This is a genomic window from Enterococcus sp. DIV0008, assembly GCF_050542615.1.
Classification (GTDB): Bacteria; Bacillota; Bacilli; order Lactobacillales; family Enterococcaceae; genus Enterococcus_D; species Enterococcus_D innesii.
This window is the reverse complement of the sequence record NZ_CP172937.1, coordinates 1,537,501-1,551,113: the sequence shown is the minus strand read 5'-3', so window position 1 is coordinate 1,551,113 and position 13,613 is coordinate 1,537,501. Positions and strand designations below refer to the sequence as shown.

General features: G+C 40.0%; 14 protein-coding genes (1 of these 14 running past the window's edge). 1 reads left to right on the top strand and 13 read right to left on the bottom strand.

Going from position 1 to position 13,613, the window contains the following annotated elements:
- Positions 1-173 precede the first annotated feature (173 nt).
- The 9 genes from IGI84_RS07415 to IGI84_RS07375 all read right to left on the bottom strand — a co-directional run bounded on the left by IGI84_RS07415 (position 174) and on the right by IGI84_RS07375 (position 9,110).
- Positions 174-377, bottom strand: coding sequence for a hypothetical protein (locus IGI84_RS07415; protein WP_034871989.1), 204 nt, complete (start codon positions 375-377; stop codon positions 174-176).
- A gap of 153 nt (positions 378-530) precedes the next feature.
- Positions 531-1,487 carry a permease prefix domain 1-containing protein gene (locus IGI84_RS07410; RefSeq protein ID WP_077453469.1) on the bottom strand — a complete coding sequence of 319 codons (957 nt, stop codon included), beginning with the start codon at positions 1,485-1,487 and terminating at the stop codon, positions 531-533.
- Positions 1,484-1,816, bottom strand: coding sequence for a PadR family transcriptional regulator (locus IGI84_RS07405; RefSeq protein WP_077453470.1), 333 nt, complete (start codon positions 1,814-1,816; stop codon positions 1,484-1,486). Before IGI84_RS07405 ends, IGI84_RS07410 begins: the two co-directional genes overlap by 4 nt.
- Before the next feature lie 183 nt (positions 1,817-1,999).
- A complete protein-coding gene (locus IGI84_RS07400; protein WP_077453471.1) occupies positions 2,000-2,971 on the bottom strand; it encodes a siderophore ABC transporter substrate-binding protein in 972 nt (323 codons plus the stop codon).
- 24 nt (positions 2,972-2,995) lie between these two features.
- Complete coding sequence (locus IGI84_RS07395) at positions 2,996-3,754, bottom strand: ABC transporter ATP-binding protein (RefSeq protein WP_081118730.1); 759 nt, start codon at positions 3,752-3,754, stop codon at positions 2,996-2,998.
- Positions 3,751-4,695, bottom strand: a complete 945-nt coding sequence (locus IGI84_RS07390; protein WP_140965567.1) for an iron chelate uptake ABC transporter family permease subunit — start codon at positions 4,693-4,695, stop codon at positions 3,751-3,753. The genes IGI84_RS07395 and IGI84_RS07390 overlap by 4 nt, the downstream gene beginning before the upstream one ends.
- Positions 4,692-5,642 carry an ABC transporter permease gene (locus IGI84_RS07385; RefSeq protein WP_077453473.1) on the bottom strand — a complete coding sequence of 317 codons (951 nt, stop codon included), beginning with the start codon at positions 5,640-5,642 and terminating at the stop codon, positions 4,692-4,694. The genes IGI84_RS07390 and IGI84_RS07385 overlap by 4 nt, the downstream gene beginning before the upstream one ends.
- A 637-nt stretch (positions 5,643-6,279) precedes the next feature.
- The gene (locus IGI84_RS07380; RefSeq protein WP_081118732.1) at positions 6,280-7,644 is read right to left on the bottom strand and encodes an FAD-dependent oxidoreductase; all 1,365 of its coding nucleotides are present in this window, start codon (positions 7,642-7,644) and stop codon (positions 6,280-6,282) included.
- A complete protein-coding gene (locus tag IGI84_RS07375) occupies positions 7,641-9,110 on the bottom strand; it encodes a helix-turn-helix domain-containing protein (RefSeq protein ID WP_170920147.1) in 1,470 nt (489 codons plus the stop codon). Before IGI84_RS07375 ends, IGI84_RS07380 begins: the two co-directional genes overlap by 4 nt.
- A 162-nt stretch (positions 9,111-9,272) precedes the next feature.
- Between IGI84_RS07375 and IGI84_RS07370 the strand changes: the two genes are divergently transcribed.
- Complete coding sequence (locus IGI84_RS07370; RefSeq protein WP_200124385.1) at positions 9,273-10,376, top strand: SLC13 family permease; 1,104 nt, start codon at positions 9,273-9,275, stop codon at positions 10,374-10,376.
- A 131-nt stretch (positions 10,377-10,507) separates the two neighbouring features.
- On the opposite strand, the gene IGI84_RS07365 is transcribed toward IGI84_RS07370, so the two are convergent.
- The 4 genes from IGI84_RS07365 to IGI84_RS07350 all read right to left on the bottom strand — a co-directional run.
- The gene (locus IGI84_RS07365) at positions 10,508-11,224 is read right to left on the bottom strand and encodes a class I SAM-dependent methyltransferase (RefSeq protein WP_096742643.1); all 717 of its coding nucleotides are present in this window, start codon (positions 11,222-11,224) and stop codon (positions 10,508-10,510) included.
- The gene (locus tag IGI84_RS07360) at positions 11,225-12,232 is read right to left on the bottom strand and encodes a zinc-binding alcohol dehydrogenase family protein (RefSeq protein ID WP_200124383.1); all 1,008 of its coding nucleotides are present in this window, start codon (positions 12,230-12,232) and stop codon (positions 11,225-11,227) included.
- A gap of 71 nt (positions 12,233-12,303) precedes the next feature.
- Positions 12,304-13,365, bottom strand: a complete 1,062-nt coding sequence (locus IGI84_RS07355; protein WP_200124381.1) for a hypothetical protein — start codon at positions 13,363-13,365, stop codon at positions 12,304-12,306.
- A protein-coding gene (locus tag IGI84_RS07350; protein ID WP_081118738.1) for a hypothetical protein crosses the window boundary here: on the bottom strand, positions 13,337-13,613 show its final stretch. It continues 635 nt past the right edge of the window; the window shows 277 of its 912 coding nt (coding positions 636-912); its start codon lies off the right edge, out of view; the stop codon is at positions 13,337-13,339. Before IGI84_RS07350 ends, IGI84_RS07355 begins: the two co-directional genes overlap by 29 nt.

Below are 13,613 nucleotides of genomic sequence, written 5' to 3'. Positions count from 1 at the left end.
TTTCTATTCAAAGCAAATGGAGTATAGTAATAAGTTTGGTTAATCATATCTAAGCAAAGTTCCTACCTGTTAGATTCTCAATTACATCTCCTATTCTCAATTAAACAAAAAAAGATTGCCTCTTCCTATGATTCCTCACAAAGTAAAGTAAGTCATAGAAAAAGACAATTTTTTTATTTAGTATTGAAATAATTGAACAATCCACCGATCGTTCGCTCCCTCAACGTGATCCGCTTGCCGTCTAGAAAAACTTCTTCGACTGGGTAATGGTCTTGAAAAGGTGGGACTTCCAAGTATTGGCTCGCAAGAAAGCGCTCCGGGGATTCAACTGTTGTTACTTCTTTGCTGCCATTTTTCAGATAATGAATTTCTAACATATCCATTGCCTCTTTTCTTGTATTCTGAACTTTTAAAAAAGCAATGAGAACATCTCACTTCTCGCCGTTCTTTTTTACTTAATTCAGTTACAAGGCGTATTATAGTCTTCCTTTTTTTAAAAGTAAAGAAAGCACTCTCGGTTGAAACGTCTCTTATTTTTTGGCTTTTGTCTGACCAATAAAGTAGTCCTCTAAGACCCCACCGATAACAAAAATGACCCAAGAGTAAGCCCATGCATGAAACATGAAGGACCAAAGCATGTAAACGACCAAAATCACTGGCCAATAGACTGTTCGAAAAAAGGTAACTCTACCAGCGGATTCGCCATATTTATGACGTGTTGCTCGATCACCAGGATGATCTTCGTCGCGAATAAAATACGTTTCCGAAGCCAATTTCGCAAACCCTGCCCGAATAATACTTACATAAATAATAAAGAACACACCTACTGCAACCGTCAAGAAAAATAGCGCTATACCGAATTCGACAGAGTAATAAATCAGCTCACTTAACAGTACAGGCGCAATCGAAAAAATGCAGGCGCCAATTCCTAAAACGAGACCAATTCGAAAACTTTTTTCATAATTTGCGAGTTGCTGAGCGGCTTCTCGTTTAGCATCCCTTTTGATCGGACGATCATCCAACTGTTTACGAGCACCGGAAAAGTGCAAACTGCTAGAGATGATAAAACCAACCCCGATGGCGATAAAAAGGATCATCACCATTACACCAAATAATTCCGCATAGAAACTAACAAAAAGCATCAAAGCTGCAAAAGCTGCGATACAAAAGCCGATTCCCAAAGACAACGAGAAAGCAAAGTGGCGCACAGTTCCCCAATAATCAAATGCATCATCTTCTGTGATAGCATCGGACCAATCATCAATTGGTTCTTCTTTAGAAACATTTAATTCTTGCAGCAATTCATCCACCGAACCAAACTCACTGATCACCGCACCGATGGCTTCGTGTTCACTTTTCCCTTGATGGATTAATTCCAAGTAGTGGTCTTCCATAATGGCTAAGAGGTCTTCTTTTGCCCTCTTCGTTTCCGGTGTGATGGGTACTGATAAAAATAAGCTGTCTAAATAGTCATGAATGGTTTTCATTTTTCTCCTCCTTGTAAGAACTGGTCAACGACGATCTTTGTCTGTTGCCACTCCAATCGTTTCTGTGTAAGGCTCGCTTTTCCGTCTGCAGTTATCTGGTAATACGTCCGCTTTTTGCCATGCGTCACTTCTCCAGGATAGGAACGAATCAATCCTTGTTTTTCTAGCCGAGTAAAAGCGGAATACAACGTCGTTTCTTTGATCACATATACGGCATCCGTTCCTTCGCGAATACGCTTGGATATTTCATATCCATAAGAATCTTCTTTTGAAAGAATGGATAAAATGATTGCGTCGTTATAGCCGCGAATTCCGTCACTCGAGATCACGCAATCGCCTCCTAAATTACTTCATCTGTCGTACTAATTATAAAACAATTACTACGACAGGTAAAGTAAAGCTGGTAAAGTTCTCAAAAATCAGTCGTAGGTCCTAGAAAATGAAAAAAAGACACGCATTCTCAGTAAACTGATACGCGTGCCCCTTGTTACTTGATTCTTGTTCTCACATACTTATTCAACGGCTGGTTTGACATCATCCATCATTAATTGGATCGACTCCAATCCGGAACCAGCTAAATACCAAACTGCAGCATCCAATTCAATCACTTGATCGTTTTGCCCAGCATTTGTTTCTTGTACGATTTCGTTTGCAACAAATTCACTTTCGCTTTCATTACCACCGATCGCTTTTGTCCGATCAATCACGAAGATGACGTCAGGATTTTTTTCAAGCAAGTACTCATAAGAAATACTTTGTCCATGAGTTGACGCCTCTAGCTCTTCATCAACTGCCGGAAAACCAAACGTATCATATAGGATACTGTAACGAGATCCTGGACCGAAAGCGGAAAGATTGCCTTCATTCACCATAACTACCAAAGCTTTTTCGTCAGCGCTTTGTGCTTGCTCTTTCAAGGTGTTGATCTGTGTTTGCAACGAATTCAGCTGTTCTTTCGCTTCTTCTTCCACACCGAAGATTTGTCCGATAGCCGTAATATTAGCTTCGATCGATCCCCACGTATTACTATTGTCGACGCTTAAGAAAACGGTTGGCGCAATGGCAGATAATTCTTCTTGAAAATCACGTTGCCGACCTGAAATAATGATTAGATCCGGCTGTAATTGATTGATTTTCTCTAGATCCGGTTCTTTGATTCCCCCTGCTGATTCAACATCTGCATACGCTGATAAATAATCTGGCAGATTGCTGGTTGCTGCAGCAACGACTCGGTCTCCAAGACCAAGGGCATCCATTGTGTCTAATGCACTGTTGTCAAAGACAACAACTTTTTCCGGCGCATAAGGAACAGTGACAGTCCCATTGCTGTCCGTAATCTCGACTTCTGTCGGCGTTTGTGCACTTTCTTCTACTTGGGTTTGGGCTGTCCCCGTTGAATCTGTTGTCCCTGTATTATTTGATCCGCAAGCGGTCAACCCCGCTAGTACGAAAATACTCATAAAACTTACTACTATTTTTTTCATTTTTTCCTCCTTAGAAACAAAATTTTATTGGAAGGTGTAGCAAAATTGCCGCCCATCCACTTGTACCAGTTTGATTGGAATCTCATATAGTGCTTCTAATACCTCTTCTCGAATCACTGCCTCTGTGCCAGCTGCTTTAAAAATCTGACCATCTTTCATAGCGACGATGTGATCGGCATATCGTGCTGCAAAATTAATGTCGTGCAAAACGATCACAACGGTTTTCTGATACTCTTCCACCAATGTAGTCAATAATTTCATCAGCTGGTTGGCATGTTTCAAATCTAGATTGTTTAACGGTTCGTCCAATAATAAATAATCGGTATCTTGGGCTAAGATCATCGCCAAGTAAACTCTTTGCAGTTGCCCACCTGAAAGTTCATGGATCGATTGACCAGCATATTCGGTGAGAGATAACTTAGACAAAGAATCATCAATGATCACATCATCTGCTGCCGATTGTCGTCCCCGGTTATATGGATAACGACCAAATGCCACTAGTTCTCTTACGGTCAGATTGACAGCATAGCGATTGCTTTGCTGCAAAAAAGCCATTTTTTTTGCTAGCTCTTTGGATTTCCATTGACGAATCTCCGTTCCATCCAGATAAATATCACCGGTGCGCTGATCCAACATCCGACTGACTAAAGAAAGCAAGGTACTTTTTCCGGCACCATTGGGCCCAATGAAAGCAATCATTTTCTGCTCCGGCAACGCTAAGGAACATTTCGTCAAAACTTGTGTTTTTGCATAATTCTTGGATACATTTTTGGTTTCGATCATGATTTTTTCCTTTCCAGCAGCAATTTGCTTATAAAAAAGATACCACCTAATAATTGGATCACGGTGCCGATGGTCGTTTGCCATTGAAAGACCTGTTCCACTAGGAATTGACCTCCTACCAACAGGAGAAAACCAATCAAACTACCACCGGCAAAGAGCCAACCGTGACGATAAGTTGGGAAAAGCTGATAGGTGATCGTTGCCACCACAAATCCTAGAAAAACTGCTGGACCAACTAAAGCAGTGGCAGTGCCTGTCAGTAAAGCAATCAAAAATAAAACACCTCTATGAAGCCATTGAACAGAAACGCCTAAACTTTTGGCCTGTCCGCTTCCTAAATGGAGCAAATTTAATTCTGGAATCAGCAGAACCAGACAGATACTCCCTACCAAAATGATCGCGGCAGCAATCAAAAGATGTTGGGTGTTTATATTGCCAAAACTGGCGAATAAGCGGCCTTGCAGCAAATCATATTCATTTGGATCCATCAATACTTGTAAAAAGGTGCTGAGACTACCGAACATCGTGCCACAGACCATACCTGCCATCAATAACAAAAATAGTCCGGCGACTGCTTTTTGATAGAAAAAGCCAATCAAGAAACTTCCTAGAACGGCAGTTAAACCGACAGAGAACAAAAACATCGCTGCTGTTTCTTGGCTTAACATCTGAATCCCACCGATAAAAAAGAAACAAAGGGTTTGAACAAGGACATACAATTGATCTAAGCCTAAAATCCCAGGGGTTAGATAGCGATTGCTCGTCAGTGTCTGTAGCGTGATTGTACTAAAGGAGATTGCAATGGCAACTAAAGCAAAAGCCATGATACGACGCCCTCGTAATGCAAAGGCAAAGGACCAGTTACCATAGGTGTTATAGGTTAGATAGGCCATACATGCACAAAGGATTAGAAACAACAAGAGAAAGAGTTTTTTCTTCATCGAAATTTCCTCCCCAGAAGCAAAATCAAGAAACAGCACCCACCCAGTACGCCGGCGACAACACTGACCGGCATTTCATACGGCGCGATGACGACTCTCGCCAATACATCACACAATAACAAGAACGCGCTTCCGGCAAAGCTGATCAAGACCAGATTATTTTTCAAATGATCCCCGAAGACCATGCCGATCATATTTGGGATAACGATCCCTAAAAAAGGGATTTGTCCAACGGTCAGTAAAACGACACTGCTGGCAAACGCCACCAGAGCAAATACAGCAAAACGCAGGAACAAGTAATTGATCCCCAGACTCTTAGCCGCACTTTCACCTAAACCGGCGATCGTGATCTCATAAGCTAAGAAATACAGCAAACCGAAAACCGGAATCGTCAAATACAAAAGTTCATACTGTCCAACCATAATGGTGGCAAAATTTCCTTGTAGCCAAGAAGAAACGTTTTGAACCAATTGGAAACGATAGGCTAAGAAGCTACTAATAGCACCGATGATATTACCGAACATCACCCCTGTTAAAGGCAGCATCATTGGATCTTTCTTTGGTAGAAATTGGCTTAAAAATAAAAAGAACAACACCCCTGCATAAGCAAACACAAATGCTGCAGTCGTACGAATCAAATTTGAGGCATTTGGCAGAAAGAGCATAACCAGCAAAATTCCTAAGCGAGCGCTATCCGTCAGCCCAATCGACTCAGAGGCCACAAATTTATTTTGCATCATGTGCTGCATGATTTTTCCACAGATACTAATGATCCCACCTGCAATGATCAAACTGATCGTCCGTGGAAGTCTAACTTTTACCAAAACAAGCCAATGATTCGGATCACCCTGCTGTAAACCTGTTAAAGACAATTCATGGGTACCTGCCAACAAAGAGCAACCCACTAGAAGAATAAAGATCAGCAGTAATCCGATTTTTTTCAACATGCCCCGCCCCCTCGTTATTGAGAATGATTCTCACTCTCTTTAATAGGGTAACGTATTTCACTTAAAATCACAAGAAGTTTTTTTAAAAAATCCCTTTCCCATCGCAATTTTTGGAAAATGAGTATGCGAGGAAAGGAAATTATGTGATGTTTTTCTCTTATAAACCTGCCGATAAGCGTATTCTTATCTCAAGGATGTCTATTTTATCCTTTGGATTATAAAAATACTTACGAATGATACATTCACTTTCTGAGTATCATTCAATAACAGATCACTTAGATTTGCACTTGTTTTCATCTATTGAAAACCATGTAAAATCACCACTTACCCAAGATGATGTATTTTATCAGTTAAAAGCAAATGACGTGTGTCCCCTCCACCTAAACAATCATCGTCTATCAATAAAAATCTATAAGCAAAAGCAGTTCAGTCATCGAACAAGCTTTATCGTTTTCGTTTCGAGATTCTTCATCAAAAAAAATCATGATAGTAGTTGACATCGACCTCCAACAGCAGCCCACCTGATTTTTAATTACCGAAACCAGTCACTGATGGAAAGCGATAGTCTTCCTTGATTATCGTTACGTGCAAAAAAAATAAACCTACGATGATCGTAGGTTTACCAAGGTTACATACTTTACTTTAACAAGCCATCCAGGGCCAATTGATTCAAAAAATGCAACGGAAAAGAAATGGTAGGATTAAAAAAGTAATCCATTGTTGCTAATTGGTGCAAGGACGTTTTGCTATTGATTAACGTTGAAATCGTGTTGATGATCTCTAAACTTCCACGATCACTCGTGATGATTTGCCCTCCCATGATTATTTTCGTTTGCTGATCAAAAATCAGTTTTAAGGTTACTTCAAAATCCTCATCTGTCGCGAAAAATGTCCGAGAATGAAATGTCTGCGTCACTGAATCTACTTCAAAGCCGTAATACGGTGCCTCAGTCTCATTGATACCTGAACTGCTGACAAAATAGCCAAACAATTTACTAACAACCGTGCGCTGCATTTTGGGAAAAGGAATTTTCGTCGTTCCCTGCTCATTAGCCAATACATTGGTAGCAGCTACGATCCCCGTCCGATAAGCATTAGTCACTAAAGGGATATACAAAGAGCTATCCGAATGATTGAAAGGAATCGAGACGAGATCGCCGATCGCATAGATGGATGGATCAGACGTTTGCAAGTATTCATTTGTAAATACCGTGCCATCGAGATTTAGTTTTAAAAAGTCTTCTACTAAGGCGACATTCGGTCGCGGATTTACAGCATAAACGACTACATCAGCTTGAATCTGGGTTCCATTTGAAAGCTCAATTCCTTGATATTCGCCCTTCTCGTCTTTGATCGTATGGGCAACGTTGCTGTTAAGATAAATTTGTAAGTTCTCTGGAAAACGTTCCATCAAAATTTCTGCAACTTCATGATCAAAATAACGGAACAACAGCGTATCCATTCGATCGATTAAGTGAATCGCTTTTTGCTGTCCACTTAACGATTCCGCCAATTCAAACCCAATCAGGCCAGCGCCGACGATCGCCACGGTTTGCGCCTTTTCGATTTTTTCTAGTGCTTGCTTTGATTGACCAATCGTTTTGTAGGTCGTTATATGTGCTTCAACATCTGAGGCGAACTCCGAGCGGAAAGTACTCGATCCCATCGCTAAAATTAAGCCATCATAACTCACTTCATCTTCTTGTCGATATGATTCCGTTGACGTCACAAATTGAACCAGTTTTTCTTGCGGAAAAATGTTTATGACTTCACTGTTCAGCATCACATTGATTCCTTCTGAAAGAAGCTCGCTAGCAGTTGTGGTCCGTGAGTCTTCCAGACGCGAGATATATCCTTCTAAAACTAAATTCAAGCTGCTGGCAACGTAACCAAGGACACCTGATTTTTCTATAATAATCACATCGACTTTGGGGTCAACTTTTTTTAAATGACGGGCAGCAGCAATTCCTGCATGAGAGCCTCCAATAATCACTATTCTCATATCTTTTCCAACTCACTTTCAAGGTTCTCATTGCGTATTTCATCCACGATTTGATGAAGTCGCTCTTCTTCAAATGGGGTTGCACCACCTGTTAAAATCAATCGCTTCTTATAACGATAGCCTTCCGAGATCTCAGAATGATCAACAATCAATAAATCATAGTCCTTCTCCTTCGTCCCATCGAAGTGAATATTCGGATAGCCAGCCAATTCTTTGATCAAAAAACGCCGCAAAAAGCCACTGCGTAATCGTGATTGAGTCAACAAAATGCCTACGGTAAATGCTTTTTCCTGTTTTACTTGAATCCATTGACGGATCAAAAGCAATTCATTGGTTAAATGCTGCTTTTTCTCAAGAGAAAAAGACTGGTTTACGTTTTTCTCCAACTGTTCGATTGCTTGTTGTGCCACTACAATCAAGCTTTCATTCGCAACACTTTGCGGCTGAAATTCAGCAAAAGCAATAATGCCGCCATGAATGTATAGCGCTTGGATCGTTACGCTGGTTAAGAAGACACCCAACTCCACTGAAGTTTCTGCGGACTTTCTTTCACTATCACCGATCGCCTGCAACAACTCTTCATTTAATGCTTCGATTTCTCGGAAGAAAAGTGACTTCTGGCTTAATCCCTCCTCTGAAGGACCAATCAAGCCTTCTGCTAGTAAAAACAAATAGAAATAAACCGTTTCATAATCGCTCCAGGAAACCGCAAAACGACTGAGGTAGCGTCCTAAGATATTCCGCAGAATCTGGAACATGGCTTCATTTTCTAGAGACTTTAATAGGTGATACGAGGCTTCATGCTGCTGTGAGCCACGATAATCAAAACGAGCTTCCATAATGCCTAGCCATAACCCAACTTTCCAACGCTCAGCTTGACTAAACGTTGTCTGTAACTGTTTTTCAATAACTCGAATCAAATTATTGATGGCTGGAGCATTCAAGCGGGTAATCAATTCTTCATTGGGATAACTTTGTGAAAAAAATTGATAATAGAAAAAACGAATTTGCTTTTCATCCCCAATTAATTTTTTATTTTTTAATTGGATATCGAACTCTTTCAATAATTGATTGATGGCTTTGAATCGACGAAACAAAGATGCTTCACTCAACATGAGTTCTAACATCATTTTCGTCGTTGACTCATCTCGATGAAAAAACAAATAAGACAAAATCTGAAAATCGATCGCCTCTGACAGATACGAATAAAAGAATTTTTTTAGTGAGAAATCAAGCGGAAGTGTTAACTGTACTTGATCATTTTCTAAATAAGTCAATGTCGCATCCTCATGGAAAGCGACTAAATTCTGATGAAGATTTTGAAGCTCTTTTTGCAAAGTGGGGGCGGAAATGGATAATGTTTTTGCAAGTTTCTTATAAGAGATCTCTGAGCCATTCTGAAAAAAAACAGCTAAAATTTGAAAATGAACCTGCTGATTTTTTTCAAGCAGCTGCATAACATTCATTTTTGAACCTCCTTCACCTTTCACATACTAATTTCCCAATTAATGACTCATTTGTCAACTATAAAATTTGCCTGAATGACTTTGAATTAGACGGATAAAGCGTTATTTATTGTTCCTAAAGCGCGGGAATGGTAAAATTCTTGAGAAGAAAGGTGGTGAACTATGGGAAAACGAATGTTAGCATTTTTTCGAGCCGATCGATTATTTTCGATTTCCCTGCTACTAGCACTCATTGCTTGTTGTTTTGGCACCTTCCGTTGGTCGTTTATTGACTTCAAAGTGATCTTGTCGCTGTTTGGATTAATGCTAGTGATCAATGGGTTGGAAGAAGCTGGCTTATTACGGGTATTTGGGCAAAAATTGGTGGAAAAGAGCCGCAGTTTGCGGGATTTGATTCGTGCAGTCGTTCTTCTAAGCTTTTTTAGTTCGATGTTCTTAACGAACGATGTAGCTATTTTAACCTTATTGCCCATCTATCTGCTTTTAACGAGACAAGAACAACAGCGAACTAGTGTCATATTAGGCGCCGTCTATTTAATCGTAGCAGCCAATTTAGGAAGTAGCCTTTTTCCCTTTGGAAACCCGCAAAACTTATTTTTATTTTCTTATTATCACATCTCACTAGGACAGTTCATGTGGACAACCGGTACTTTCGTGGGGTTTTCCTTACTATTACTGCTTGTTTCGGTTCAGCTTATTTCAAAATCGCCTCTAGAAATCACTATTCAAGAAGACGCCTATGAAAAAAAAACAGCGATGCGCCATGCAGGCTTGTTTGTTATCATGATTTTGGGTATTTTTAGTGTTCTACCCATCTCCATAGCCGTTCTTATCGTCGTAGCCGTGGTTTGGTTCAGCAATAAACGGTTATTTTCCAAAGTTGATTATCGTTTATTGCTTACCTTCATTTGCTTCTTCTTGATCGTTGGCAATATTCAAGACCAAACGTGGATCACCAATCGCATTCGACCGTATTTTCAAGAAACACATCGAGCTTTTTTAGGCAGTATTTTACTCTCTCAAGGAATCTCTAACGTTCCAGCAGCGATTTTGATCGCTCCCTTCACCGACTTGGAAAAAGCCGTTCTTTTAGGGGTCAATGTCGGCGGATTGGGTACATTGATTGCTTCACTAGCCAATTTGATTGGCTATAAGTTACTGAAACAAGCTCGAGCCAAAGAAGCCAAAGCATTTCAAAAATGGTTCTTAATCGTCAATCTTCTTTTCTTACTGATCTTAGGAACGACTGTCTATCTTTTCTTATAACAAAAGCGATGCAAAACGAGATTCCAGCATAAGGACATTTGCAGCCAGTAGTCAAAAGAGGCATAACTACTGTTTCTGTTTTTCGCTCTTATGTCAGAATCTCGTTTTTTTTTGATCTCTTTGAGGGATTACTATCGAGATAAAAGAAGTTCAAAGGTTATTTTCGTATGGCTTTCAACAGTCAGCGATTCACCAAAGATACGTTGAACCATTTGTTTCCGCTGTTCCAATGAATACTCATCCTCAAAATAAAGATGAAAGAGATCCCGATCGATCTCTTCTTTCACCATATACTCAAACTGGCAGCTCCGCCATTCAATTGCCTCTTCTGATAACCACTTCTTGTAGTAGGTATTAAGCTGTAACTCTTTTTCAGCTACGGGGTCTTCTTCAAAGGGCTGAAACACATTTTCGACTTCAGCGATTGTTCTAAGAATAATCAATTGATCGGTTTTCTTTCGCAACTGCAGCAATGTCTTTTTGTCTCTTAGTGCTGGATTCATGGCCATGAAAATACAGGGCCAGTGCTGGTCCGTCGTTAAAAAGTCGCTTTGGCTCTGTTGGATCAGGTGTAGTTTATTCTGTGGATCATCAATCGTTTCTTCAATTATTCTAAGCATTTCCTTTGAAAAATCAATCGCATAATACTCATTTACATAAGGATAAAATGCGGGGATATAGCGACCCGCACCAGCAGCAAAGTCAACAAAAATAGATATCGGGAACACTTGCTGCTCCAATAAGTAAGCAACTACCTCTTTCGCAATCTGCAATGAAGACTCCTGCTGGATTTGTGCATAATCTTGAGCAAACTCATCCCAAAACAGGATTGCTTCCTCTTCTTCCATCTATAAGACGCCCCCTGTAATCACAGTCTTGCCTTTATTTCCCCGCTCAACCGCTTCGGTACCGAGTTTTAAGTTTTCGATCGTGATTCCTCCATCAATCGTTTGGACCGCAGTGGTGTGAATTTTGCCATTAACTAACAGCGAAGCGATTCGTTTTAAGATCGCTCCTTGGGTTTCAAACATCAGTTGAGCATCTGTTTTGGCAAACATGTACTCCCAATAAAAATCGATGCTAAGGTTTTTAAATGGGTTTAAATCGAGCGCTTCTTTCGTATTGACGATCATTCCGACTTTACCAAATGGGACGATTGCTTTCGTTAATTGTGGCAAATAGGTGGAGGCATCATAAAAAATGGCAATGGCTGAAAAAGGTTTGTTTATTTGTTCGGCTAAAGGTAAACGGTGATTAAGAACATGATCCACTTGATTGTTTTTTAGCCACTCGTTGTTTCTAGGACTAGCAGTGCCATAAACGGTTAAACCTGCCCATTTTGCTAATTGTGCAGCGATCGAACCCACACCGCCGCTGGCATTGATCAACAAAATCGATCCTTGATTGGCGTTTTCTTCAGGAATATATCCAAATTTTTCAAATAGCAATTCCCATGCGGTTAAACTCGTTAATGGTAAAGCTGCAAGATCACCGTCAGAAAAGCCGGCTGGTGCCTTTGCTGCGATTCGAGAATCAACAGCTTGAAACCTTTGATTCGCACCAGGTCGTTGTGTGGTTCCGGCATAGAATACCCGATCACCAACGGCAAAGCCACTAACTGCTGAGCCGATTTCTTTAACGATCCCAACGGCATCATACCCTTGGATCTGGAAATCTTCACTTAAAACAGTCATTTGCCGACGTTTCGTATCGATTGGATTGACCGAAACTGCTTGTACTTCCACCAGTAAATCATGTGTTTGGCAAATCGGTATAGGAATTTCCTTTTCAGTAAATACTTCTAGATCATCTAAAGATCGTCCTTCATAAAAACCTAGTGCTTTATTTTTCATCATACTGCTCCTTCCAAAAAAAGTGCTGAATAGTTATAAAAACCATTCTAGCACTCTTAACCAATTTAGAACATTTATTCTTCACCTTTTACCACAAGTGGAACTAAAAACGGATAGCTTGTGAAGAAATCTAATAAGGATCGCTTCCATTGATCTGAGTCAATCGTTAGTAAAGTGGACTCTGTATACAAATGGATCGTCAATCGTTGATTTTTATCAAGTAAAATAAGAATTTCGCCTTTGTTTTCTGTGATAAAATCATATTGCTGATTCTCCATCGTGATAATAAAAATTTGATCGAGAACTTCTGCTGCAACAGGAAAATCTGTTTCCATATCGACAGCTAAGGTTTGGGTATTGTCGATCAAGCTTGGTGAAACCGTAAAGCCTAATTCTTTTAAATGCGCCAATACCAAGTTGACATCATAATTAAAAAGCGAAAGCTGATTGACCGAGAAAATATTCTCCGCATGCCATTGACTGATTAAATGCAAAATCTGTTCATCATTGACAACCACCGACTGGGAGTTTGAATTGATAGTCAACAATGGCAAATAACTGGATTGATACGTAGAATTGACTGGATTTAGTTTAAAACTAAACTCGAGCTCCTTTGTTTCTGTTAAACGAAAACGGACATTGAAATGCTTTGTCTTCCATGTATCATAGTTATCGGTAGCAGTTAAATGAATCGTTTTTAATGGTTTCAAGAATTCATAGGCATAGTATTCAAGCAATGTCTTTTTGGCGATCACCGAAATATCTTGATCTGTTAAAATCAACTGACGGTAATGAGCAAGCAATCCAGAAAAATCAGCTTCCATGATTGATTTTCGCAATTTTAAATCAGCTAGTTCGTTTTCGGCTTGCTCAATAAGCGATTCGATTCGTTGGTGATCTTGCGCTTTTACAGCGTAATAATCATCTTCGTAGTCAGATTCTTCTTCCGCTGAATCAAACGAATCATCCGCTACATTTCTACTATCTTCTACTAAAGGACCGTCATTCACTAAGTCCGTCGCATTTGTTGGTACGTTTACCTCAACTTCATTAGCGCCTTCTGTTTGAATCTCTAGCGTCGGTTCCTGCTCCAGCAGCTGTGATTCATCAGGATTTGTCTGCGTTTCTTTCGTCAATATCAGTCAGCTCCTTTCCCGTATAGTGAGCTAAGAAAGCCATTATTTTTGTCGTAAATTCATCAAAAGAACCAAAAAAAGTATCAATTTGACGAAATTCTTTTTCTACGATCGCTTTCTTTAAGCGCAATGTTTGATATTGCTGCTGTAGGCGTTCTTTTTCAGCAAAAACCTCTTCATTATTATTTGAATATCTTTCCCATTCTCTACGTTTGGCTTCTAATGCTTTTCGCTCAGAAGTTAAATGT